The organism is Agromyces sp. Marseille-Q5079 (genome assembly GCF_051016555.1).
In the GTDB taxonomy this organism is placed as follows: domain Bacteria; phylum Actinomycetota; class Actinomycetes; order Actinomycetales; family Microbacteriaceae; genus Agromyces.
The window spans coordinates 141,230-163,825 of record NZ_JBPEJF010000009.1; the positions used below are offsets into that span (position 1 = coordinate 141,230).

General features: G+C 71.9%; 22 protein-coding genes. 15 read left to right on the plus strand and 7 right to left on the minus strand.

The annotated features are described in order from the left end of the window. Positions 1 to 22: 22 nt before the first annotated feature. On the plus strand, positions 23 to 841 hold the full coding sequence (locus tag ACR3IO_RS17495; RefSeq protein ID WP_434072497.1) for a DNA/RNA non-specific endonuclease: 819 nt from the start codon (positions 23 to 25) through the stop codon (positions 839 to 841). A gap of 36 nt (positions 842 to 877) precedes the next feature. On the opposite strand, the gene ACR3IO_RS17500 is transcribed toward ACR3IO_RS17495, so the two are convergent. After that, complete coding sequence (locus ACR3IO_RS17500; protein ID WP_434072498.1) at positions 878 to 1,843, minus strand: cation diffusion facilitator family transporter; 966 nt, start codon at positions 1,841 to 1,843, stop codon at positions 878 to 880. 95 nt (positions 1,844 to 1,938) lie between these two features. Between ACR3IO_RS17500 and ACR3IO_RS17505 the strand changes: the two genes are divergently transcribed. Then, a complete protein-coding gene (locus ACR3IO_RS17505; protein ID WP_434072499.1) occupies positions 1,939 to 2,691 on the plus strand; it encodes a GAP family protein in 753 nt (250 codons plus the stop codon). An 81-nt stretch (positions 2,692 to 2,772) separates the two neighbouring features. Then, positions 2,773 to 4,374 carry an FAD-dependent monooxygenase gene (locus ACR3IO_RS17510; protein WP_434072500.1) on the plus strand — a complete coding sequence of 534 codons (1,602 nt, stop codon included), beginning with the start codon at positions 2,773 to 2,775 and terminating at the stop codon, positions 4,372 to 4,374. Between the two features lie 12 nt (positions 4,375 to 4,386). Here ACR3IO_RS17510 and ACR3IO_RS17515 read toward each other — a convergent pair whose 3' ends face one another. Further along, a complete protein-coding gene (locus tag ACR3IO_RS17515; RefSeq protein ID WP_434072501.1) occupies positions 4,387 to 4,749 on the minus strand; it encodes a metalloregulator ArsR/SmtB family transcription factor in 363 nt (120 codons plus the stop codon). An 89-nt stretch (positions 4,750 to 4,838) separates the two neighbouring features. On the opposite strand from ACR3IO_RS17515, the gene ACR3IO_RS17520 reads away from it, so the two are divergent. From ACR3IO_RS17520 to ACR3IO_RS17545, 6 genes are all read left to right on the plus strand, one after another. Continuing rightward, on the plus strand, positions 4,839 to 6,191 hold the full coding sequence (locus ACR3IO_RS17520; RefSeq protein WP_434072502.1) for an NAD(P)-binding domain-containing protein: 1,353 nt from the start codon (positions 4,839 to 4,841) through the stop codon (positions 6,189 to 6,191). Then, positions 6,188 to 6,712, plus strand: coding sequence for an N-acetyltransferase family protein (locus ACR3IO_RS17525; RefSeq protein ID WP_434072503.1), 525 nt, complete (start codon positions 6,188 to 6,190; stop codon positions 6,710 to 6,712). The genes ACR3IO_RS17520 and ACR3IO_RS17525 overlap by 4 nt, the downstream gene beginning before the upstream one ends. A gap of 14 nt (positions 6,713 to 6,726) precedes the next feature. Continuing rightward, positions 6,727 to 7,611 carry a metalloregulator ArsR/SmtB family transcription factor gene (locus ACR3IO_RS17530; protein WP_434072504.1) on the plus strand — a complete coding sequence of 295 codons (885 nt, stop codon included), beginning with the start codon at positions 6,727 to 6,729 and terminating at the stop codon, positions 7,609 to 7,611. A gap of 68 nt (positions 7,612 to 7,679) precedes the next feature. Further along, positions 7,680 to 8,099, plus strand: coding sequence for an arsenate reductase ArsC (locus ACR3IO_RS17535; protein ID WP_434072505.1), 420 nt, complete (start codon positions 7,680 to 7,682; stop codon positions 8,097 to 8,099). A gap of 64 nt (positions 8,100 to 8,163) precedes the next feature. After that, complete coding sequence (locus ACR3IO_RS17540; RefSeq protein WP_434072506.1) at positions 8,164 to 8,559, plus strand: hypothetical protein; 396 nt, start codon at positions 8,164 to 8,166, stop codon at positions 8,557 to 8,559. A gap of 79 nt (positions 8,560 to 8,638) precedes the next feature. Next, complete coding sequence (locus tag ACR3IO_RS17545) at positions 8,639 to 9,454, plus strand: MBL fold metallo-hydrolase (protein WP_434072507.1); 816 nt, start codon at positions 8,639 to 8,641, stop codon at positions 9,452 to 9,454. A gap of 35 nt (positions 9,455 to 9,489) precedes the next feature. Here the strand turns inward: ACR3IO_RS17545 and ACR3IO_RS17550 are convergent, their stop codons facing one another. Then, positions 9,490 to 12,375 (minus strand): InlB B-repeat-containing protein, encoded by a 2,886-nt coding sequence (locus ACR3IO_RS17550; protein WP_434072508.1) that lies wholly within the window; start codon positions 12,373 to 12,375, stop codon positions 9,490 to 9,492. A 103-nt stretch (positions 12,376 to 12,478) separates the two neighbouring features. On the opposite strand from ACR3IO_RS17550, the gene ACR3IO_RS17555 reads away from it, so the two are divergent. Both ACR3IO_RS17555 and ACR3IO_RS17560 read left to right on the plus strand, forming a co-directional pair. Beyond that, positions 12,479 to 12,940, plus strand: a complete 462-nt coding sequence (locus ACR3IO_RS17555; protein WP_434072509.1) for an SRPBCC domain-containing protein — start codon at positions 12,479 to 12,481, stop codon at positions 12,938 to 12,940. Positions 12,941 to 13,066: 126 nt separating this feature from the next. Beyond that, on the plus strand, positions 13,067 to 13,933 hold the full coding sequence (locus tag ACR3IO_RS17560; protein WP_434072510.1) for an AraC family transcriptional regulator: 867 nt from the start codon (positions 13,067 to 13,069) through the stop codon (positions 13,931 to 13,933). 48 nt (positions 13,934 to 13,981) lie between these two features. Here the strand turns inward: ACR3IO_RS17560 and ACR3IO_RS17565 are convergent, their stop codons facing one another. Continuing rightward, a complete protein-coding gene (locus tag ACR3IO_RS17565; protein ID WP_434072511.1) occupies positions 13,982 to 14,374 on the minus strand; it encodes an MmcQ/YjbR family DNA-binding protein in 393 nt (130 codons plus the stop codon). An 88-nt stretch (positions 14,375 to 14,462) separates the two neighbouring features. Here ACR3IO_RS17565 and ACR3IO_RS17570 point away from each other — a divergent pair, with 88 nt between their 5' ends. Beyond that, positions 14,463 to 15,395: an EamA family transporter gene (locus ACR3IO_RS17570; RefSeq protein WP_434072512.1), complete on the plus strand. Its 933-nt coding sequence runs from the start codon at positions 14,463 to 14,465 to the stop codon at positions 15,393 to 15,395. A 33-nt stretch (positions 15,396 to 15,428) separates the two neighbouring features. On the opposite strand, the gene ACR3IO_RS17575 is transcribed toward ACR3IO_RS17570, so the two are convergent. Then, positions 15,429 to 16,067 (minus strand): GIY-YIG nuclease family protein, encoded by a 639-nt coding sequence (locus ACR3IO_RS17575; protein ID WP_434072513.1) that lies wholly within the window; start codon positions 16,065 to 16,067, stop codon positions 15,429 to 15,431. Between the two features lie 134 nt (positions 16,068 to 16,201). On the opposite strand from ACR3IO_RS17575, the gene ACR3IO_RS17580 reads away from it, so the two are divergent. From ACR3IO_RS17580 to ACR3IO_RS17590, 3 genes are all read left to right on the plus strand, one after another. Further along, the gene (locus ACR3IO_RS17580; protein ID WP_434072514.1) at positions 16,202 to 16,987 is read left to right on the plus strand and encodes a GDSL-type esterase/lipase family protein; all 786 of its coding nucleotides are present in this window, start codon (positions 16,202 to 16,204) and stop codon (positions 16,985 to 16,987) included. Between the two features lie 172 nt (positions 16,988 to 17,159). Then, entirely contained in the window at positions 17,160 to 17,807 is a 648-nt protein-coding gene (locus ACR3IO_RS17585; protein ID WP_434072515.1) for a hypothetical protein, read from the plus strand. Positions 17,808 to 17,901: 94 nt separating this feature from the next. Continuing rightward, positions 17,902 to 18,528: a dihydrofolate reductase family protein gene (locus tag ACR3IO_RS17590; protein WP_434072516.1), complete on the plus strand. Its 627-nt coding sequence runs from the start codon at positions 17,902 to 17,904 to the stop codon at positions 18,526 to 18,528. 110 nt (positions 18,529 to 18,638) lie between these two features. On the opposite strand, the gene ACR3IO_RS17595 is transcribed toward ACR3IO_RS17590, so the two are convergent. Then, a complete protein-coding gene (locus ACR3IO_RS17595) occupies positions 18,639 to 19,955 on the minus strand; it encodes an FAD-binding oxidoreductase (RefSeq protein ID WP_434072517.1) in 1,317 nt (438 codons plus the stop codon). A gap of 343 nt (positions 19,956 to 20,298) precedes the next feature. Next, positions 20,299 to 22,452: a S9 family peptidase gene (locus ACR3IO_RS17600; protein ID WP_434072518.1), complete on the minus strand. Its 2,154-nt coding sequence runs from the start codon at positions 22,450 to 22,452 to the stop codon at positions 20,299 to 20,301. Between the last annotated feature and the right edge of the window lie 144 nt (positions 22,453 to 22,596).

Consider the following 22,596-nt stretch of genomic DNA (forward strand, 5'->3'; position numbering starts at 1 on the left):
CGGCGTGTGGTCGAGTGGGCGCATGGGCTTCGACGAACGCTTCCTCGGCATACCCGCACCGCTGCCGAGAGTGAGCGAAGCGGATGCCGCGGCATCCGTCAGCCTCGACTACGTGCACTTCACCGTGGTGCTCGACTCCGTGCGGCGGCTCGCGCGCGTCACCGGCGTGAACATCGACGGGGCCACGCTCCTCGACGTGCCGCGCGGCGACGACTGGCGGTTCGACGAGCGCGTCCCAGAAGACTGGCAGACCGGCCCGGCCGTCTACGCCGGCAACGACCTCGACCGCGGCCACCTCGTGCGCCGGCGCGATCCCGTGTGGGGCTCGCCCGAGGTCGCGGCCCGCGCCAACGGCGACACCTTCCACTACACGAACGCGGCGCCGCAGGCGGGCGGGTTCAACCAGTCCGAAGAGCTCTGGCTCGGTCTCGAAGACCACGTGCTCGCGCACGCCGAGGCCAACGACCTGCGGCTCAGCGTGTTCACCGCGCCCGTGCTCGGGCCCGACGACCCGCCCTACCGCGGCATCCGCGTGCCGCTGCGATTCTGGAAGATCGCGGCGTGGAACCGTTCGTCGGCGGCAGACGGCGCCGGTGAGCTCGCCGCCGCCGGGTTCGTGCTCGACCAGTCGCCGCTCGTCGACACCACCGAGTTCGCGGCGCCCGCACCGGGCGAGGTGCCGCCGCTCGGGCCGTTCCGCACCTTCCAGGTGCCCATCGCCGACATCGCGGCGATCACCGGCCTGTCGATGTCCGACCTCGTCGACGCCGACGTGCTGCCGCGCACCGTGGCCGCCGAGGGATGGCGCCGGCTTGGCGCGGCATCCGACGTCGTGCTCTGAGCAGAGATCGCGTGCACGACCACCGGGAGCCGACGATCAGTCGGATGCGTGGGGCAGCAGCGCGGGGCCGCCCGGGGCCGCGAGCGTGAGCGACGCGAGCTCGACCATCGCGTTCTGCTCGAGCACGGCCTCGAGGCTCCGGAGCTCGCGTGCGGCATCCGCCTCGCTGCGGTCGCCGACGAGGTCGACGGCCGCGATGAGCAGCACGCGCCCGGGCCCGATGAACTCCATGTGCAGGAACGACACGCGATCGACCGACGGCAGGGCGAGCAGCTCGCCGATCGTGTCGGAGCGCACGTTGGAGGGCACGGCCTCGCCGATGAGGAACGCCCGATTGCGTCCGATGAGCAGCACCGCGACGACGCCGAGCAGCACGCCGACGGCGATCGACCCCATCGCGTCGTAGACGGGCGAACCCGTCACCTGGTGCAGCAGGATGCCGGCGAACGCGATCACGAGGCCGATGAGCGCAGCGGCGTCCTCGGCGAAGACCGCGCGCAGCGTGGGGTCCGAGCTCTGCGACACGTGGTGCAGCGTGCCGACACGACGTCGCTGCGCATCGGAACGCGCCTGCCGGTAGGCGCGGATGAACGAGACGCCCTCGAGCACGAACGCGAGGCCGAGCACGGCGTACGCGACGCCGTAGTCGCTCGCGGGCTCGGGGTCGATGAGCTCCGAGATGCCGTGCTGGATCGAGACCGCGGCGCCCACCGTGAACAGGCCGAACGCGGCGAACATCGACCAGACGTACGCGTCCTTGCCGTAGCCGAGCGGATGCCGCGCATCGGCCGGCCTCGCCGATCGGCGCTCGGCGATGACGAGGAGCACCTCGTTGCCGGTGTCCGCCCAGGAGTGCGCCGCCTCCGCGACCATCGACGCCGACCCGGTGAGCGCGGCCGCGACCGACTTGGCCAGCGCGATGAGCGCGTTCACGACGAGCGCGACGATCACCGTGACGAGCGAGTCGCCCGTCTTCTGCGTGTCGGAAGCCGTGTCTGCCACGCGTCAGAGTCTGGCACCGCGGCATCCGCCCGACGGGTCGGAACCTCCGTCGCGCGACGGATCCACCGACACCTCGACTGAGGCAGGCTCGAGGGGTGGACCTCGACCTGCTCAGCGGCGGCGCCCTCACCGGCCCCGCGCTCCTCGGCGCGCTCGCCGTGCTCGCGCTCATCGACTCGACGAGCTTCGGCACGCTGCTCATCCCGATCTGGCTCATGCTCGTGCCAGGTCGACTCCGACGCAGTCGCATCGTGCTCTACCTCGCCACGGTGGCGGGCTTCTACCTCGTCGTCGGGCTCGTGCTGCTCACCGTCGCGGCCGTCGCGCTGCCGCAGCTCATGGAGCTCGCCTCGACGGCGCCGTTCCTCTGGGCGCAGTTCATCGTGGGCGCCGCACTGCTCGTGGGGTCCTTCTTCCTCGGCGGCAAGCGCAAGCGGGAGGGACCCGGCCGATTCGCCAGGTGGCGGGAACGGGCAGTGGCGGATGCCTCGGAGGAACGGTCGAGCGTGCTGCCGCTCATGGGACTCGCCGTCGCCGCGGCGGGCGTCGAGGTCGCGTCGATGCTGCCGTACCTCATCGGCATCGGCCTCCTCTCGTCGTCCGACCTCGAGGCGCCGGCACGAGTGCTCGCGCTCGTGGGCTACTGCGTCGTGATGGTGCTCCCGGCCCTCGTGCTGCTCGTCGTCCGCTCGGTCGCGAGCCGCGCGATCGAGCCCGCACTTGCACGCCTGAGCGGCTGGATGGAACGCAACGCCGCCGAGACGACCGGGTGGATCGTGGGCATCCTCGGGTTCCTCCTCGCGCGGGCGGCCGCGGTCGAGCTGGGCCTCTTCGACTCGCTGCTCTGAGGCGCCGATCGGCGTCGGCCGGCCCCGGCCCCGGCCCGGCGACTCTGGCGGTCGGCACCCGTCGAGTGCGAAGGTGGACGCATGGCGACATCCGCTCCAGCTGATGCATCCACCGACCTCACCACCGACGTGCTCATCGTCGGCGCCGGTCCGAGCGGGCTCATGCTCGCGGTGTGCCTGGCGCGGCTCGGGGTCGACGCGATCGTGGTCGATGGCAAGTCGGGACCGACCCGGGAGTCGCGCGCGCTCGTCGTGCAGGCCAGGTCGATGGAGCTGTACGACCAGCTCGGACTCGTCGATCGCGTGCTCGCGCAGCGCTCGCCCGCCACGAGATTGATCCCGGGTGTCGGGCGACGCGAACTCGGCCGCGTGGACCTCGCGCTGGCCGGGCGCGACGTGACGCCCCACCCCGAGATCACGGTGTTCGAGCAATCCGCCAACGAACGACTGCTCATCGGGGCGCTCGGCGAGCTCGGCCGCGAGGTGCGGTGGGGGCACCGGCTCGAGCGGCTCCTGATCGAGCCCGGCGAGACCGGCTCGGGGCAGGGCGAGCCCGGCGAGCAGGGTCGGCCCGCGGCATCCGCTCTGGCCACGCTGTCGACCGGTGACGACGGACATGCGGTCACCGTGCGGGCGCGCTACTGCGTCGGTGCAGACGGGTCGCGATCGACCGTGCGGCGCGAACTCGAGATCCCGTTCGACGGCGCCACGAATGCGTTCACGTTCACGCTCGCGGACGCGATCGGCATGCGCGGCCTCGAGTCGCAGGCGATCAACGTGCGCGTGACCGAGCGCCACATCATGCTCGGCTTCGGCATGGGCGGCGACCGCGCGCGCCTCATCGGCGTGGTGCGCGACGACGACCTCGGCGCCGACGGCGAGGCCTCCGAAGACGAGTCGCGCGCGGTGTTCCGCCGCGAGTTCGGCGTCGAGTACGACGAGTCCGCGTGGTTCACGACCTACCGGCTGCACCATCGGCTCGCCGCGAGGTTCCGCGAGGGGCCGTGCTTCCTCGTCGGCGATGCGGCGCATATCCACTCGCCGGTCGGCGGCCAGGGCATGAACACCGGCCTGCAGGACGCGCACAACCTGGCCTGCGCGTTCGCCGACGTGCTCGTCGACGGCATGCCCGAGTCGCGGCTCGAGCGTTACGAGGCCGAGCGCCGCCCGGTCGGCAAGACCCTCGTCGAGACGACCGATCGCCTCTTCGGGCTCGTGACGAGCGACTCGAGGAGGGCGCGATTCGTGCGGTCGCGGGTGATCCCGACCGTCGGCCCCGCCGCGGTGCGGCTGATCCCACGCCTCGTCGGGCTGCCGCGCGCGTTCGGGTTCGTCTCGCAGACGCGCATCCGCTATCGGCTGCCGGATGTCGCGGGCGCGACCGCACCGGCCCGCGACGACGGCCTGCTCGGCATCCGCCTCCCCTGGACGGGATCGAACTCCGAACCCCTGCGCTCGATGCGCTGGCAGGTGCACGGATACGGCGTGCCCGAGCGTGCGGTTCGGCGCATCGCGGGGGAGCTGGGCGTCGACGGGCACGCGTTCGCCGTCGACCCGCACGGGCGACTGCGCCGCGACCGCGTCTACCTCGTGCGCCGCGACGGCTTCATCGTGGCCGAGGTGCCCTCGCCCGGAACGGGCGCGGCGCTCGCCGCGGCACGGGCTCGGCTCGTCGGGGCGTGAGCTCGGCCGACCTCAGCGGGAGGCGGTGACGTCGAGGAGCTGCGACAGTTCTCCGAGGGCTCCGGGCACGAGCTTGTAGTACGCCCAGGTGCCGCGCTTGCTGCGCGTCAGGAAGCCGGCCTCCATGAGGATCTTCAGGTGATGCGAGACCGTCGGCTGGCTCAGGCCGACGGGTTCGATGAGGTCGCACACGCACGCCTCCGTGCCCTCGGATGCGGCGACGATGGACACCAGTCGAAGCCGGGTCGGGTCGGCCAGCGCCTTCAGCTTCTTCGCGAGGCCGTCTGCGCGGTCTGCATCCATCGCCTCGCTGGTCAGCGGCGTGCAGCACGCGGCCGCGTCGGGCTGGATCACGGGAAGCAGTGCGATGGACATGTCGACCATCGTACTCGAATATTGACAAACTTCGATGGAGTGGCCACACTCAATATCGAAGTTCATCGATGCCTAGGAGGCGCCCCGTCATGACGCTGATCGACCTCACCGTTCCGAGCCTGCAGCGGCGCGGCCTTGACACCCTTCCGGTCGCGATCATCGGCGCCGGCCCGGTCGGGCTCGCGGCGGCCGCGAACCTCGTCGAGCGCGGCATCGACTTCGTGATCTCCGAGGCGGGCGATCAGGTCGGCTCCAGCATCCGGCAATGGGGCCACACTCGCCTGTTCTCGCCGTGGAGGCACGTCGTCGACCCCGCCTCGCGCCGCCTGCTCGAGGCGACCGGTTGGCAGATGCCGCCCGCCGAGAGCCTCCCCACCGGCACCGAACTCGTCGAGCGCTACCTCGAGCCGCTCGCGGCGCTCGACGAGATCGCAGGCCGCATCCGCACCGGGGTCCGCATCGACGCGGTCGCGCGCCAGGGCATGGATCGCACCCGCACGGCGCACCGTGCGGCCACCCCGTTCCTCCTGCGCGCCCACACTCCCGACGGCGTCGAGGAGTTCACCGCGCGCGCCGTGATCGACACGTCCGGCACCTACGCCCACCCGAACAGCCTCGCGTCGTCCGGACTGGACCCGCTGGGCCTCGCCGACGTGGCCGACCGGGTCGGCCACGCCCTGCCCGACGTGCTCGGCCGGGAACGCGACCGCTTCGCCGGGCGGCACACCACGGTGGTGGGCGCCGGCCATTCCGCCGCGAACACCCTCCTGGCGTTGGCGGAGCTCGCCGAGCAGGAGCCCGAGACCCGCATCACCTGGCTGATCCGCAACGCCGGCGCCGTGCGCGTCACGACATCCGACGACGACGGACTCGCCGCTCGGGCCTCGATCGGACGTCGCGTCGACGCGCTCATCGCGGCGGGGCGCATCGCCGTGGTCGACCGGTTCGAGATCGTGCGGCTCGGCCGCACCGAGCGCGGCGTGCGCCTGGTCGGCGCCCGTGCCGGCGAGCTGGTCGAGCACGACACCGACCTCGTCGTCAGCGCCACCGGGTTCCGTCCCGACCTCGGGATGCTCCGTGAGATCCGACTCGAGCTCGACGAGATCGTCGAGGCGCCGAAGCGCCTCGCGCCGTTGATCGACCCGAACGTGCACACCTGCGGCACGGTCGAGCCGCACGGGTTCGCCGAGCTCACCCATCCCGAGCCCGGGTTCTTCCTCGCCGGCATGAAGAGCTATGGCCGGGCCCCGACCTTCCTCCTCGCGACCGGGTACGAGCAGGTGCGCTCGATCACGGCATGGCTCGCCGGCGACCTCAGTGCGGCGAGCAACGTCGAACTCGTGCTGCCCGAGACCGGCGTGTGCTCGACGAGCCTCGCTCCCGACGGGTCGTCCTGCGGCACGGGCGACGCGTCGGGTGGCGCCTCGAGCTGCTGCTCATGACCGCCGTCAGGCCGATGACGGCATCCGACTGGCCGACCGTGCACTCGATCTTCGCCGCGGGTATCGCCACCGGCAACGCCACCTTCGAGGCGGAGCCCCCGGGCTGGGACGCCTTCGACCAATCCCGGGTGCCTGATGCCCGATTGGTCGCTTGCGACGAGGACGAACGCGTGATCGCATGGGCTGCAGCGTCACGGGTCTCCACGCGCGAGGCGTACCGCGGCGTGATCGAGCACTCGATCTACGTCGCACCCGCTGCGAGGGGAACGGGAGCGGGCCGGGTGCTGCTCGACGCGTTCATCGAGACCGCGAACACGGCGGGCTACTGGACGATCCAGTCCTCGATCTTCCCCGAGAACGTCGCGAGCCTCGCGCTGCACGAGCGCGCCGGGTTCCGCACGGTCGGCCGGAGAGAACGCATCGCACGCATGGGGTACGGCCCCCACGAGGGCCGCTGGCGTGACACGATCCTCATCGAGCTCCGCCGTGACGACGAGACGGCGGGCTCCGTCGACCGTTAGATAGACTTCGGTCTATGGATGTCACGGTGGATGCCGCCCGCGAATTGCGGCTCGTCGCCGACCCGACGAGGTCCCACATCCTGCGCAGCATCCTCGAGGCCCCCGATGGTCGGGTGCTCGTCGGGCGCCTCGCCGATGAGCTCGGGTTGCGGCAGCCGACCGTGAGCCACCACATGAAGGCGCTCCTCGACGAGGGCCTGGTCGAGCGGCAGCCCGACGGCCGTCGCACCTGGTACTCCCTGGCCGACGAGCACGCCGTGCGCCTGGCTGAGATCGTTCGCGCGCAGGAGCCGTCCGTGCCGGTCGACCCGGTCTTGGAGCGGGTGGTGCGCGACCTCGGTGACCGATACCGCGGAACCTTCGGTCCGGAGACGGTCGAGCGGTACGTGCGCGAGAGCTACGACCTCCTCGCCGAGCGGCCGGCGCCGGGCCGACGCCTGCCGTCGCTCGCCGCGCAGTTCGCGGCGGACCGCCTCGATGCCCTCGCCCGCGTGGCGCCGGCGTCGAGCCCGGTTCCGGAGGTGCTGTTCGTGTGCGTGCAGAACGCCGGGCGTTCGCAGATGGCGTCGGCCATTCTCCGGCACCTCGCCGGCGACCGGGTGCACGTGCGGACCGCGGGGTCCGACCCGGCCGGCGAGGTGCGCAGCTCGGTCGTGACGGCGCTCGACGAGATCGGCGTCCCGTTGGCCGGCGAGTACCCCAAGCCGCTGACGGACGAGGTCGTCCGGGCCGCGGATGTCGTGGTCACGATGGGCTGCGGCGACGCCTGCCCGATCTACCCCGGCCGCCGATACCTGGACTGGGAGCTCCCGGATCCGGTGGGAAGACCGCTCGCCGAGGTGCGCGAGATCCGCGACGACATCGAGCGCCGCATCCGCGAACTGCTCGCCACCCTCTGACATCCGGCGGCGGCGCCGACGATCACCGGTGTCTTGGCCAATGATAGATAGCGGTCTATGATTACGTCATGAGCACCGAGAAGCCCTCCGTCCTGTTCGTCTGCGTGCACAACGCCGGCCGTTCCCAGATGGCGGCCGGCTACCTCCGCGAACTCGGCGGAGATCGCGTCGAGGTGCGGTCGGCCGGATCCGAGCCGAAGGATCGGATCAACCCGGTCGCCGTCGAGGCCATGGCCGAAGCGGGCATCGACATCACCGGCAACACCCCGAAGATCCTCACCGTCGACGCGGTGAAGGAGTCCGACGTGGTGATCACCATGGGCTGCGGTGATGCCTGCCCCGTCTTCCCCGGCAAGCGGTACGAGGACTGGGAGCTCGACGACCCCGCGGGCCAGGGCATCGAGGCCGTCCGCCCCATCCGCGACGAGATCCGCCGCCGCGTCGAGGAGCTCGTCGGCGAACTGCTGCCCGCACCCGCAGGCGCCTGACCCAGCGCCGCGAACTCGGGGGGTTCCTGCCTAGGCTGGGATCGTGCCGCGAAGACGAGCCCCGTTGACGAGAGCGACCTGGCTCGTGCTCGCCGCATGGGTCGCGGGATTCACCGTCGGAACGGTGTTCCACCTCATCGAGCTGCTCACGCAGGGGTTCGACGTCTACGGGAGCATGCCGGGTTGGCTGCGGGTGTTCTGGGTCTCGCTCACCGTCATCGACCCGTTCGTGGTCATCCTGCTCCTGCTGCGGAGCCGGGCCGGCATCTGGCTGGGCTGCGCGGTCATGGTGGCCGACGTCGTGGTGAACTGGTCCGTGGCCCTGAGCATCCCGGGGGCGACCGGACCCGGGCTCATCACCCAACCGCTGTTCCTGATCTTCCTCCTCGGCACGGCGCCGCTGTTGTGGAAGGCCTTCCCGTCGCCGGCAGCGGATCCGCCGCGGCATCCGCTCGCCTGAACCGCTCTCATTGACGCGCATTCCGGCAGGCACTACCGTCCGAGACGCGATGGCACACCCACGAGCGGAAGGCCCTCCCATGCTGAAGCGCGTCGCCGACGGCGTCCTCGTCCACGAGAGCGAGTTCATCCAGAGCAATTCGGTGGTCGTCGAGGGCTCAGCCGGCGTGCTGCTCATCGACCCCGGCATCACGGTCGAGGAGATGGCGCACCTCGCGAGCGATCTCCGCGAGCTCGGGCAGTCCGTCGTGGCGGGCTTCTCCACGCATCCCGATTGGGACCACGTGCTCTGGCGCGCCGAGTTCGGCGACGTGCCCCGCTACGGCACGGCCAGCTGCGCGGCGTCGCTCCAGGACCTGCTGTCGAACGCGGACTGGAGGGAACGCGTCGCCCCGGGGTTGCCGCCCGAGTACGCCGACGACATCCCGATGGACCTGCTCGGCCTCGTCACCGGCCTGCCCGCCGACGCGACGCGGATTCCGTGGGACGGCCCCGACATCCGGATCCTCGAGCACCGGGCCCACGCCCCGGGGCATGCCGCCCTGCTGATCGAGGAGAGCGGCGTCCTCGTCGCGGGCGACATGCTCTCCGACATCCTGATGCCGTTCCTCGATCTCGAGGCCGCGGACCCGATCCAGGACTACCTCGCGGCGCTGGGGCTCTTCGGCGACGTGGCCGACGAGGTCCTCGCCGTCATCCCGGGTCATGGCTCGGTCGGCGATGCCGAGCAGTTCCGGGCGCGCCTCGCGCTGGATCGCGCATACGTGGAGGCGCTGCGCGACGGCCGCGCCCCCGACGACCCGCGCATCGACCCGTCGGGTGAGCTGTACTGGCTGGTCGACGTGCACGAATGGCAGGTCCAGCGGCTCGCGGAGAAGGGGGAGTCGACGCGGTAACGAACGCCGGGGCCCCGTAGCCGCGGCCGACGAGGTCAGCGCGGCAGGCGTCGGCGGCGCCAGGCAAGCCCGGAGCCGGCCATCAGCAGCAGCACCCCCGCGAGGAGCGCGGGCAGCGGGTCGGCGCCGGTCGCCGAGAGCCCGGCGGGCCCGGGTGCCGGCGTCGGTGTCGGTGCAGGTGTCGGTGTCGGTGTCACCTCGACGGTGAGGCTCGTGCTGACATCGCCGAGCGTCGCGGTGATCACGTGCGGGCTCGCGGTCGGGAACGTGACCGTGAGCCCGTCGACGACGTCCGTCGCGACCGAGCTGGTGAGCACGGCCCCGCTCGTGTCGACGGGACGCCCGTCATGCGTCGTGCCGCTCACGGTGAAGGCGAGCGAGCCGCCCTCTGCGACGGTGTCGTCGTCCGCCGTGAGCACGAGCGTCGCGTCGGTGGACGCGAAGAGCGTGAGGTCGCCGGTGACCGGGGTCGTCGCGTCGAACCAGTCGCCCGACCCGTCGGCCGCCGTGTTCCACCCGTCGAACTCGGGCGGCGCCGGAACGGTGCGGTAGCCGCTCGCGAAGTCGGGTGCGTAGAGGCGAACGGATGTCGCGGGGTCGCCGCTCTGCGGATCGAAGCTCACGACGAAGTCGTGGTCGTTCACCTCGACCCCGACGAGGGCCTCCTGCAGCGCGATGACGCCGTGGTTGTCGATCTGCCCGTCGCCGTCGATCGTCGGGCCGGTCGTCGGGTCGGCCTCGGTGCCGACCAACTGTCCGCCCGCCTCGATGACGACCTCCGCCCCGCCCGCGGCGGAGTCGGGGATCGAGAGCCGTCCTTCGGGCACCCGCAGGGTCCCCGCGATGCGCAGCGAGCCGAAGTCGGACGCGAAGGCTCCCGCCCCGACCGCCGATGTGTCACGCTCTTCGTCGCCGATCGCGGTGACCGTTCCCCGGGTGATGTCGACGATGGCCCCGTCGCCCGAGCTGCCGCCGCCGATTCCGGCTCCGCCGAGCCCGGCGAAGGCGGTGACCGTACCGCCGCTCACCGTGAGCGATCCGCCCGAGGACGTTTCGCCACCGCCGATCCCTGCTGCGTACGGCCCGCCGTTCGCCGTGACGGTGCCTCCGGTGATCGTCACGGTACCGCCGGCGCCCGAGTAGCCGCTCCCGATTCCGGCGCCGTACGTGTTCCCGGTCGCCGTCACGATTCCGCCGTCGATGCGGATGTCGCCCGGGATCTCCTCTCCACCGCCGCCGATGCCGGCGCTGCCGCGCGCACCGGCGACGGTCACGGTGCCGGCGCGGATCACGAGCCCGGCGCCGGTGGGCACGCCGATGCCGGCGACTCCGCTGTAGTTGACCTCGTCGAGCGGCGGCGTGAACAGTTCGCCTCCGCCCGCGGAGTCGTCGATCGTGAAGACGTTGCCCGGCCCGACCTGCACGTCCGTGGTGCGGAGCGCGAAGCCGTTCAGGTCGAGCACGAGGTCGCAGCCGATGACGAGCGAGCCTCCGCCGAGGTCCGACTCGAGCTGGATCGTCGTCCCGTCGGTGCAGTTCGCCAGCTGTTCGGACAGGGTCCAGAAGGCGTCGTCGACCGCGTAGATGGTCGTGTCCTCGAAGATGACGCGCGAGGTGTCGGTGAACACCTGTCCGAGTCCGTCGGCGGAGGTGTTCCAGACGGTGCCCTCCGGCGGCGCGGGGATCTGCCGGTACCCGCTGGCGAAGTCGGGGGCGTAGAGGCGAACGGATGTCGCAGGGTCACCGGTCTGCGTGTCGAAGGACACGAGGTAGTTGTTCGCCAGCACGTCGACGCCGACGTGCGACTCGTCGAGCGAGATGGCGCCCTCGTTCTGGACCTGCCCGGCGCCGCTGAGGTCGGCGCCGACCGTGGGATCGGCTTCCGCGCCGAGCATCCGCCCGCCCTCGAAGATGAAGACCTCGGCCCCGAAGTTCGGATCGGAGTCGTCGATCACGAACGGGCCCGACGGAACGTGCAGGGTCCCGGCCGCGCCGATTTGCAGCGACCCGAAGTCGGTGCTGCCGGCGCCGGCGCCGATCGCGGTGACTCCGCCGGTCGCCGTCACGACGCTGTCCGTGATGGACACCTGCGCCCCGGGCTGCCCCTCCGCTCCACCGATTCCCGCGCCGGAGCCGCCGCCGACGGCGGTGACCGTGCCGCCGGTGACCGAGACCTCGAAACCGGCGGGGCCGCCGATGCCGGCGCCCAGGCTGCTGCTCGCCGTGACGATGCCGCCGTTGACCGTGAGGCGCCCGCCTTCGAGTGCCGAGGTGTAGGCCGCGCCGATGCCGGCTGCGGCCCCGTTGAGCAGCACCTCATCCCCGCCCACTGCGGTGACGGTGCCGCCGTTGATCGTGATGTCGCCGACGCCGGTGTCCACGACGCCACCGGGCTCCGTCACCCCGCCGCCGATCCCCGCGGACGCGATACCGTCGTTGAAGTCCAATTCGGTATCGCCCGTCGCGACGATGAGGCCCCCCTCGATGACGAGTCCCGACCCGGTCGGGACCTGGATCCCGGCGATCGAGGCGCGACCGTGCGACACGAGCGAGCCGCCGCCGGTGGCCGTGATGGTGAGCACCGAGTCCGGCGCGATCATGACGCCTTCAGCCGTCAGGGTGCGCCCGTTCAGGTCGAGCGTGACGTCGCAGGCGACGACGAGCGCCCAATCGGCCGGAGGAGGCGTCGCCGTGATGTCGGCCCCGAGGAGCACGGTGTCGCCGTCGGCGCAGGTGGCGAGGGCCGTCTGCAGGTCGGGAAAGGTGGTCGGCGTCCAGTCCGCGGCGAACGCGGGGGCCGCGCCGAGGGCGGTGAACAACAACGCCGCGGTGGCGGTGGACGCCGCAAGCATGGTCGAGCGCATCATCAGGCTCCGTCCGTCGAGCACGGTGTCGTGTTCGAGGCTGTCGACGACGACCATAGGGCTGCGGCCGACCGCTCATCAGTCCCAGTACGGGTGCCACCACGCCGGCGAGGTGGCCCTCGACGTCGCCCGTTGCCGCGTGCGTGGCTAGGGTCGGAAGATGAGCAGAACGGATCGAGCGAGTCTCCTGATCCACGCCGACCCGGCGCGAGTGTTCGCCGCCCTCACCACTGCTGAAGCGCTCGTGCAGTGGCTGCCGCCCAAGGGGATGCGCGGCCGATTCGAGCGGTTCGACCTGCGGGACGGCGGTTCGTACCGCCTCGTGCTCACCTATGAGGACGTCTCGGGGGAGCCGGGGAAGACCACGCCCAACTCGGATGCGTCCGAGGTGCGGATCACGCGGGTCGTTCCGGGGGAGCGGATCGTGCAGGAGGTCGAGTTCGAGTCGGACGATCCTGCGTTTCGAGGGACGATGCGAATGGAGTGGAGGCTGGAGCGCGCGAACGAGGGGACGACCGTCGTGTTCGAGGCGAGAGACGTGCCCGTGGGAATTCGCGCCCGCGACCACGCCGAGGGTCTCACCTCCTCGCTGTCGAACCTCGCCGCCCATCTCGAGCCGTGAGCGGGCGCGCTGGTCGGTGCTGAGCGATCCGCTGAAGGACGACGGAATGACGGTGATCGAATCGGACCGCAGAAGTCGGGCGCGTGCCGCGGTCGATGAGCAGGCTTGAGGCAGAAAGGGGCAACCGTGATCGCAGGTCTCAACCGGCTCGTCGAATACGTCGAGGGCCACCTCACCGAGGAGATCGACGTCGCCGGCCTGGCGAGCAGCCTCGGCACGACGGAGTACCACCTCCGGCGGATGTTCTCGTCGTTGGCCGGGATGCCGCTGTCCGAGTACGTCCGGCGGCGCCGCATGTCCGTCGCCGTCGCCGACGTGCTCGGCGACGGCGACCTGCTGGGCATCGCGGTGCGGTACGGGTACGGGTCCACTGAGGCCTTCACCCGCGCGTTCCGCTCGGTGCACGGCGTCGGCCCGGCCGACGTGCGCCGCGACGGCGGCCCCCTTCGGACACAACCGCAGCTCAGGTTCCGCCTGACCGTAGAAGGGAACACCCCCATGGACACCCGCATCGCAGACCGACCCGCATTCCGCCTCATCGGCCACTCGGCCCGTGTGCCGCTCATCCACGAGGGGGCCAATCCGCACATCCAGGCGTTCATCACGTCGCTGCCCGCAGCCGAGCACGTCCGCCTGAAGGGGTTGAGCGACACCGACCCCGCCGGGCTCCTCCAGGTGAGCGCCGACGTGGACCCCGACGCCACGGAGGGCAGCGAGCTCACCTATCTCCACGGCGTGGCTGTCGGCGAGGCGTCGGAGGTGCCCGATGACCTCGACGCGATCGAGGTTCCGGCCGGTACGTGGGCGGTCTTCCGCACCGAGGGCCCGTACCCGGCGGCCCTGCAGGCCACCTGGGCTGCGACCGCGACGGACTGGTTCCCCTCCAACCCGTGGCGGTTGCGCCCGGGCCCCTCCATCGTGGCGGTGCTCGAGCGCGCCGACGACTTCAGCACCGCGACCTGCGAACTCTGGCTGCCCGTGGAACGCGCCTGACCGACGCCGACCCGGCGCAGGCTCCGCACCGGCCCCGCACCGACCCGGTCAGTCCGCGTCGCGCGAGTCGAACTCCCGCCGGAGGTACTTCGGAGCCTGCACGCGCCACGCCTCCATCACGAGCTCGGCGAGATGGTCGTCGGCGATGCCGGCCATGCGGAAGGCGACCTTCGGTTCGCTCCAGGCGGTGGTGGTGCGCAGGAACACGTCGGGCGCCATCTGCACGAGGGCGAGCGCGTCGACGGGGTCGGCGACCTTGACGCCGACGACGAGCTCGGACGCGATGATCTCGCGCATGTCCTCGGGGATGCTCGGCCAGGGGTGGCACTGCCACGCGTAGAGCTTGCCGCGCACGAACCACGCGGCACCGCCCATCGTCGCGCGCTCCTCGCTGCCGGGGAGGGTGACGGCGGTGCGACGCAGGTCGTCGAGGGTGGCCACGCATGCGAGCCTAGGGCGCACGACCGACGCTCACGAGCGGCATCCGCACGCGGCATCCGCCCCCCGGAATTGCACGTATCGTCGTACGGTGCCCCACGAGACCCACCCCACCGCGATGACGGATGCCGCGCTCAGCCGCCGCCGGTTCACGGGCGCCGCGACGCAGGTCGGCACCGAGGTCTCGATCAACTTCGGGTCCTCGCTGGCCGGTCTCGTCATCCCGGTGGTGGGCTCGTTCGTCGTGGTCGCCGTGCGCCAGTTCGTGATGCTCGCGGTGGTGCTCCCGTTCTACCGTCCGAAGCGCGCGGAGCTCACCTGGTCGCGGCTCTGGCCGGCGTTCGCGCTCGGCGTCGTGCTGGCCGTCATGAACGTCGCCTTCTACGAGGCCGTGCACCTGCTCGGGCTCGGCATCGCGGCGACGATCGAGTTCCTCGGGCCGCTCGCCATCGCGCTCGCGACGTCGCGCCGGTGGCTCGACGCGGCGTGCGCGGTCGCGGCCGGCGCGGGCGTGGTGCTCCTCATCGGCCCCGGATCGTCGGATGCCGCGGCCATCGACCCGTGGGGCGTCGCGCTCGCGCTGACGGCGGCGGCGACCTGGGCGCTGTACATCCTGCTCACGCGCCGGGTCGCGGTGGGGCTGCCGGGACTCGAGGGCCTCACGGTCGCGAGCATCGTGAGCCTGGCGCTGCTCGTGCCGTTCGCGCTCGCGACCTTCGACCCGGCGGCCATCGACTGGGGCGTCATCCTGCTGCTGCTCGGCGTCGGGGTGCTTTCGTCGGCGCTGCCCTACAGCCTCGACACGTTCATCCTGCGCCGCATCTCGCCGCGGCTCTACTCGATCATCACGAGCTTCGGCCCGGTGATCGCGGCGATCTTCGGCTGGCTCGTGCTCTCGGAGACCTTCTCACTCGTCGAGGTGCTCGCGATCGCGATCGTCTGCGGCGCCGCGGGCACGGCCATCGCCACGCAGCGCGATCGGCCCAAGTCCGACCTCGAGCAGACCGCCGAGGGCATGGCCTGACCTGCGTCTCGGCCGGGAGATCGGCGTCGGCCCTCAGCCGCGGGCCGCGTGGCGCCGGCTCACCCACCGGTCGTACTCGGCCCACGGGTCGTCGACGCCGAGCGCGAGCGCCTCGATGTGCGCCATGAGCGCCGGATGCCGCGCGAACCACTCCGTGCCCGCGAACCGGTGCTCGGCGAACTGCACGTGACGTCGCTGCTCGACGCGTCGCCCGCCGGGCTCGAACGCGAGCACCTCGTCATGCGGCACGACGGAGAGTCGCTGGCGCGGATTGGCCGACGTGCCGATCTTCACCTGGTCGCGATGGCGCACGTAGTAGACGATCTCGACGCGCACGGGCAGCAGCTCGGGGTCGGGGGCCTCGCCCGCCCGCCACTCGCAGTCGGCGCACAGCCACCCCGACGGGTACCGCACGCCCACGCGGCATCCGCACGCCCGGCACGGCGACGGCGCGAGGTCGGTCACGCCGCCCTCGGCGGACACTCGGTCGTACGCCTGGAGCAGGTGGGTCGCGCAGAGGCCGAGGTCGAGGTCGAGGTCGAGGTCGGCTTTTTCGGCCGTGCGAGCGGATGCCGGGCCGCCAGCGGATGCCGCGGCGATCGGCTGCCCGCAGGGCGCCCCGGAGGCGTCGACGAGTCGACACGTGGGCGCTGCGGCATCCGCTCGGTGCATGCCCGCAGGCTACGACGGACCGCCCACATCGCCGGATCCGCAGGGGCGGCCGACCCCCGCACTGGGACATGAGAAAACCTCGCGACAGGTCTATCGTGTGCCCCATGACGGTCCATCTCGCACGGAAGGGCCGCGTGCGTGCAAGCATCATCGCGGCGTTCATCGCCCTCGGGGCCATCCCGTTCGGGGTCGCCGGTCCGGTCGCCGCGGCCCCGGACTCCACCGCATCCCAGGTCGAGAAGTACGTGGCGCTCGGCGACTCGGTCGCCGCCGGGCAGGGCGGCGGCGGGTACGTCGACGCCTGCCTCCGCAGTCCGGCCGGCTACCCGGCGCTGCTCGACGCCCAGCCCAAGCTGAACCTGCTGCGCAACGCGGCCTGCACCGGCGCCACCATCGCGGATGTCGCGACGACCCAGCTCGCCCAGGTCAACCGCGGCACGACGCTGGTCACCGTCACGGTCGGCGCGAACGGCGTGAACCTGCCGGCGCTCACGGCGGCCTGCGCGAGCGGCCAGACACCCGTCGCGTGCGCCCAGGCGATCAACGCCGCGGCGGCGTACCTGAACTCGGGCGACGTCCCGGCGCAGCTCGGCGCGCTGCTCGCCGGCATCGCCGACCGTTCGCCGCGCGCGACGATCGTCGTCACGGGATACCCGGTTCCGTTCGTACCGGGCGCCCCGACCACCGACGCCGTGAACCAGCTCGCCGAAGCGCTGAACACGCAGTTGGCTGGGACCGCGCTCGCCGCGGCCGCGACCGGCGCGGACATCGTGTGGGCGCCGGTCGAGTTCGGAGCGCACCGCGTCGGGTCTGCGGACCCGTACCTCGGCGCCGACCCCGCCGACCCGCTCACGTTCCTCCACCCGACCCCCGACGGATACGTCGTCTACCGCGACGCCGTCCTCACGGCCATCGGGTAGGCACCGCGACATCCGCTCATCCGGGGCCGGACGCGCCCCGATCGATCGCCCGCGCGCACTGAGCCGGTGAGCACGGCCTCGGCGACGCGCGCGGGCCCGCGCTAGGCTCGATCTTCGACGGTCCGCGGCGATCTCGCGGCGTCCTGGCAGCGTCGGAAGCGAGGCGAACGGCATGGCGTGGTGGAAGCGCAAGCGTCGACGGTTCACGCCGTTCGACCGCAGCGCGCTGCCCGAAGCCGAGCCGCTGACCTTCGACGAGACCTTCAACGAAGGCCTGCTCGTGGCCGAGGCGGCCGGACGCATGGCGTTGAAGAACCGCATCATCGTGCGCGCGCTGCGCGGCGACGAGCCGTTCGACAAGGAACGGGCCTCGGCCGAGGCGCGCGAGGTGCTGCGCGAGCTCATCCACGAACTCGACCAGGTCGCCGAGTGGGCCGAGACCGAGCGCGAGACGGCGGCGAAGCGCGAGGGGCGGTCGGCGCACCAGCACGACTACCACCGCGCGGACTCGTGGAACCTGCGGCTGCGCGAACGCATCAACGAGGCGGTGGCGCAGCGGTTGGGCGAACTCCGCGGCGACTCCGAGTACCTCGCCGCCTTCGCCGAGCGGGCGCGGCAGGATGCCTGGGCTGAACTCTCCGACGCGATCGAGCAGCGCCTAGCCCGCGACTGGCCCGACATCGAGGTCGACGACGAGTACATCGCCGAGCGCGACGACCGCATGGCGGGCGTCGCCTCCGACCTGCTGCGCGACCTCGGCGAGGTACGGCAGCGGCGCGAGGAGCGCGACGCGCTCGACGACGCCTTCGGGGGCTGGTAGCCGCTCGAGGTCGCCGGGCGCACCCCGACTGGTCGCCCGGCCTCGGCGTGGACTGGTCTGCACCTCCCGGCCGGCCGGGAGTAGCCTCGCGCGCATGAGCATCGACGACGGCCTCGTGGTCGCGACCATCACCACCTCGCTCGACGGGTTCGTGGCGGGGCCGAACCAGACGCTCGAGGACCCGCTCGGCGAGGGCGGCGAACGCCTGCACGAGTGGCTCTTCAGCGAGAGCGAACCCGCGAGCACGGCGGTCACCGACGAGATCCTCGGCGGCGCAGCCGTGATCCAGGGGCGCAACATGTTCGGGCCGATCCGCGGCGAGTGGTCGGATGACGCGTGGAAGGGCTGGTGGGGCGAGGATCCGCCGTTCCACGTGCCCGTGTTCGTGCTCACGCATCACGCGCGCGAGCCGGTGGAGATGCTCGGCGGCACCACGTTCCACTTCGTCACGGGCGGCATCGAGGAGGCGCTCGCGCGGGCGCGCGCCGTGGCCGACGGCGGGCGCATCTCGGTCGCGGGCGGCGCGAGCACCGTGCGGCAGTTCCTGGCCGCCGGCCTGCTCGACCGCCTCATCCTGAGCATCGCGCCGATCACGCTCGGCGCCGGGGAGCGGCTGTTCGACGGCGTCGAGCTCGGCGGTGACGCAGGCACCCGGCTGAAGCCGCTGCAGGTGTTCGAGAACGCGGCCGCCACGCACATCGTCTACGACGTCGTGCGCTGAACGTCGTCGGGCGGATGCCGCGGCATCCGCCCGATGTGCTCGCGGCGCCGGATGCGGCATCCGCCCGTCGGGCTCGGGTGGCGGGCTGGAGTCACCGGCTGCGCGCCGGCTCAGCCGGGCGCGATGTTGTGGTTCTGGCGGAACACGTTGCCGGGGTCGAGCTGCGCCTTCACGCGACGGAGCCGCTCGAGCGTCGCCGGCGGATACATCGCCGCGATGACCTCGTCGCCGCGATCGACGGAGAAGTTGCCGTAGACCCCGCTCGTGAAGGCGAGGGCGGCATCGCTGCCGGCCTGCGCGCGCGAGAGCTGCTCGGGATCGGCGTCGGGCGGCAGCACGCCGTTGACGATCAGGAACGCCTCGGCGTCGCGGAAGGCGATCGCCGTGGCGTCGGGGGCGACTCGCGAGAACGCCCCGCCGAGCGCTCGGAGCATGATCATCGTCGGGATGTCGCGGTCGTAGGCTTCGGCGATCGCGTCGAGCGCCGCGTCGGAGAGATCGGGCACGAAGCCGTTGCCGCCGACGAAGGTGAACGGCGGACGCCCCGGAGGCGCGTCTTCGAGCAGGTCGCCGTACGCCACCGGGGCCAGCGAGACGTCGGTGACCGACGGGAGCGAGAGCACCGGCTCGAGCTGCTCGCGCAGACGCGCCTCGCTGCCCTGGAGCGCCACGCCGAGCTGTGCCCCGGCGGGCATGCCGGGGGCGAACGCCGGCATGACCATGAGCGTCGAGTTGAGCTCGTCGGGACCGTCGCGCATGACCTCGCGCCAGGCGCGGAGCAGGGCGGGCACGTCGGAGGCGTCGAACGCCACGCTGCCGCCGACGAGGCCCTCGGCCGGCGCGGCCTGGAACACGAACCGCGTCACGATGCCGAAGTTGCCGTTGCCGCCGCGAAGGGCCCAGAACACCTCGGGGTGGCGGTCGGCGTCGACCGTGAGCACCTCGCCGGACGCGGTGACGAGTTCGACCTCGCGGAGCCGGTCGATCGCGAGGCCCTGCTGGCGCACGAGCCAGCCGATGCCGCCGCCGAGGGCGAGTCCGCCCACGCCGACGTCGCGGGTGTCGCCCGAGCTGAGGCCCAGGCCGTGGGGGGCGAGGGCCGCGGCCACGTCGCCCCATCGGGCGCCGCCGCCGACGGTGACGAGCCCGTCGTCACCGACTGCGACCGACGTGAACTCGGCGAGGTCGACGATCAGGCCGTCGTCGATGGGGAGCAGGCCGTGCCCGCCGCTGCGCACGGCCACGGGAAGGCCGGCGTCGGCGGCCAGGGCGACCGCCGCGGCGACCTCTGCGGTGGTCGTCGGCCGCACGACGGCCTCGGGTTCGCCGACCCCGGCGAAGACCGTGCGGCCGGCATCGTATTCGGGTGCGCCGGGACCATGGGCCCGGCCTGGGATTCGCTCGCTGAGATCCGAGAGAAGTGACATTTCGTCATTCTGGCAGCGCCCTGCGACATCGGGAGCGGTGCTCGCTCAGCGCTGAATCCGTGCGTTCGCATGCACCGCTCGGCGGTGGTCGACGGCTGGCGGATGCCGCGGCATCCGCCCGATGGGCGGCCCGCCGCGGCCCGGCGATCGGCCCGCCGCGGCATCCGAATCAGGAGATCGCGCGCTGCTCAGGACGAATGCCGCGGGAAACGTCCTGAGCAGCGGTCGATCGCCTGACGCGGCGCCGACGATCGCCTGACACGGCCCCGCGATGGCATGCCGCGACGGTCGACGAGCCCAGCCGCCGCGACCGCCGCCGCGGCATCCGCCCGATGAGCAGGCCCTACTCGCCGGTCGGGTGCGCTCCCGCCCGGTCGATGACCCACGCGTAGGCGAAGGCGCGCTCGCGCCAGGCCGAGTACCGTCCCGAGACGCCGCCGTGGCCGGCCGCCATCTCGATCTTCAGCAGCGGGTCGGCCCCGACCTCGCGGAGCTTCGCGACCCACTTGGCGGGCTCCACGTAGAGCACCCGCGTGTCGTTGAGCGAGGTGACCGCGAGGATCGGCGGGTAGTGCGTCTCGTGCACGTTCTCGATGGGGGAGTACGACTTCATGTAGTGGTACACCTCCTCGTCGTCGAGCGGGTTGCCCCACTCGTCCCACTCGATGACCGTGAGCGGCAGCGACGGGTCGAGGATCGAGGTCAGCGGGTCGACGAACGGCACCTCGGCGAGGATGCCGGAGAAATACTTGGGCGCGAGGTTCGCCACGGCGCCCATGAGGAGGCCACCGGCGCTGCCGCCCTGCGCGACGAGCCGGTCGGGCGTGGTGATCTCCTCGTCGATGAGGTGCCGGGCGGCGGCGACGAAGTCGGTGAAGGTGTTGCGCTTCTCGAGCTTCTTGCCGTGCTCGTACCAGAGCCGCCCCATCTCGCCGCCGCCGCGCACGTGCGCGATCGCGAACACCATGCCGCGATCGAGCAGCGAGAGGCGGGGGATGCCGAAGCCCGGGTCCATCGACGCCTCGTAGGAGCCGTAGCCGTAGAGCAGGGTGGGCGCGGGCTCGCCGAGGTCGACGAGGTCGTGCCGGTAGACGAGCGAGATCGGGATGCGCGTGCCGTCCTTCGCGGTGGCCCATTCGCGGCGCTGCGCGTAGCGGGTCGCGTCGTAGTCGCCGAGCACGGCCTGGCGCTTGCGCAGCTTGCGCTCGCCGGTGGCGACGACGAGGTCGAACACCGTCGACGGGGTCACGAAGCTCGTGTAGCCGAGGCGCAGCATGGGCTGCTCCCACGACGGGTTGCCGCGCACGCCAACGGTGAAGAGCGCCTCGTCGAACGCGAGCTCGTGCAGCGTGTCGTCGGGCGTGGCATCCGCGGGGATGCCGGCCGGGGGCAGCTTCGCGATGGCGACCCGCGAGAGGCCCTCGCGCCGGTACTCGAGGGCGACGAAGTCGCGGAACGCGTCGACCCCCTCGATGCGCATCTGCTCGCTGTGCGGCAGCAGCATGCGCCGCGGCCCTTCGGGGTCGGATGCCGCGACGCTGACGAGCTCGAAGTTCACGGCGCCGTCGTTGTGCACGATGAGCAGGCGGTCCTTGCCACCGGCGACGACGTGCTCGACGTCGTACTCGACGCCCTCCTTGCGCGGCCAGACGATGCGGGGCTCGCCGGTGGGGTCGTCGCCGTCGAGCAGCCGGGTCTCGCTCGTGATGTTCGAGCCCGCCTCGATGACGATGTAGCGGCGGCTTCGGGTCAGGCCCACGCCGAGCCAGTACCGCTCGTCGGGTTCGTGCAGCACCTTCACGTCGGCGGATGCCTCGGTGCCGACCTCGTGCCGCCAGATGGTGTCGGGGCGCCACGACTCGTCGACGGTCGCGTAGAACACGTATCGGCCGGAGGGGTCGAAGATCGCGCCGCCGCTCGTGCCCTCGATGACGTCGTCGATCGTGCGACCGCTGTCGTCGAGCGAGCGGAAACGGAGCGTGTACCGCTCGTCGCCCTCGACGTCGGTGCCGTAGAGCAGCGTCGCGCCGTCGGCGGTCACGTCGAAGCTGCCGAGCGAGTAGAACTCGTGCCCCTCGGCCTCGACGTTGTCGTCGAGCAGCACCTGCTCGCCGGGCAGCGTCGCGCCCGCGGCATCCGCTTCGCCGTCGGCCTCGAGCACCGGCGGCTCCCAGTCGTCGGGTCCGGCGATGGGCGCCCGGCAGTGGATGCCGTACTCCTGGCCCTCGACGGTGCGCGAGTAGTACCACCAGTCGCCCTCGCGCGTGGGCACCGAGAGGTCGGTCTCCTTCGTGCGGGCGCGGATCTCCTCGAAGAGCTGCTCCTGCAGCAGCGAGAGGTGCTCGGTGCGCGCGTTCGTGTACGCGTTCTCCTCGTGCAGGTGGGCGACGACCTCGGGATCGTCCTTCGCGCGCAGCCACTCGTAGTCGTCGACGACCGTGTCGCCGTGGTGCGTGCGTTCGATGGGCCGCTTCGGAGTCTTCGGAGGAGTCAGCACGGGCTCCACGCTACGCGCATCCCCTCGACGTGCCCAGCGGATGCCGGTGGCGGGCGCATGGCCGGACGTGTCGCATGCGCGTCACACGGGAGCAGGCATGGTGAGGAATCCCAACTTGCGTTCGCACGGAGTAAGGCTAGCCTT

Bases quoted from the DNA above. Each gene is read 5' to 3' on its own strand.
- ACR3IO_RS17495 (WP_434072497.1), top strand. From the start codon at position 23: ATGGGCTTCGACGAACGCTTCCTCGGCATACCCGCACCGCTGCCGAGA.
- ACR3IO_RS17510 (WP_434072500.1), top strand. From the start codon at position 2,773: ATGGCGACATCCGCTCCAGCTGATGCATCCACCGACCTCACCACCGAC.
- ACR3IO_RS17515 (WP_434072501.1), bottom strand. From the start codon at position 4,749: ATGTCCATCGCACTGCTTCCCGTGATCCAGCCCGACGCGGCCGCGTGC.
- ACR3IO_RS17520 (WP_434072502.1), top strand. From the start codon at position 4,839: ATGACGCTGATCGACCTCACCGTTCCGAGCCTGCAGCGGCGCGGCCTT.
- ACR3IO_RS17525 (WP_434072503.1), top strand. From the start codon at position 6,188: ATGACCGCCGTCAGGCCGATGACGGCATCCGACTGGCCGACCGTGCAC.
- ACR3IO_RS17530 (WP_434072504.1), top strand. From the start codon at position 6,727: ATGGATGTCACGGTGGATGCCGCCCGCGAATTGCGGCTCGTCGCCGAC.
- ACR3IO_RS17535 (WP_434072505.1), top strand. From the start codon at position 7,680: ATGAGCACCGAGAAGCCCTCCGTCCTGTTCGTCTGCGTGCACAACGCC.
- ACR3IO_RS17545 (WP_434072507.1), top strand. From the start codon at position 8,639: ATGCTGAAGCGCGTCGCCGACGGCGTCCTCGTCCACGAGAGCGAGTTC.
- ACR3IO_RS17550 (WP_434072508.1), bottom strand. From the start codon at position 12,375: ATGGTCGTCGTCGACAGCCTCGAACACGACACCGTGCTCGACGGACGG.
- ACR3IO_RS17555 (WP_434072509.1), top strand. From the start codon at position 12,479: ATGAGCAGAACGGATCGAGCGAGTCTCCTGATCCACGCCGACCCGGCG.
- ACR3IO_RS17575 (WP_434072513.1), bottom strand. From the start codon at position 16,067: ATGCACCGAGCGGATGCCGCAGCGCCCACGTGTCGACTCGTCGACGCC.
- ACR3IO_RS17585 (WP_434072515.1), top strand. From the start codon at position 17,160: ATGGCGTGGTGGAAGCGCAAGCGTCGACGGTTCACGCCGTTCGACCGC.
- ACR3IO_RS17590 (WP_434072516.1), top strand. From the start codon at position 17,902: ATGAGCATCGACGACGGCCTCGTGGTCGCGACCATCACCACCTCGCTC.
- ACR3IO_RS17595 (WP_434072517.1), bottom strand. From the start codon at position 19,955: ATGTCACTTCTCTCGGATCTCAGCGAGCGAATCCCAGGCCGGGCCCAT.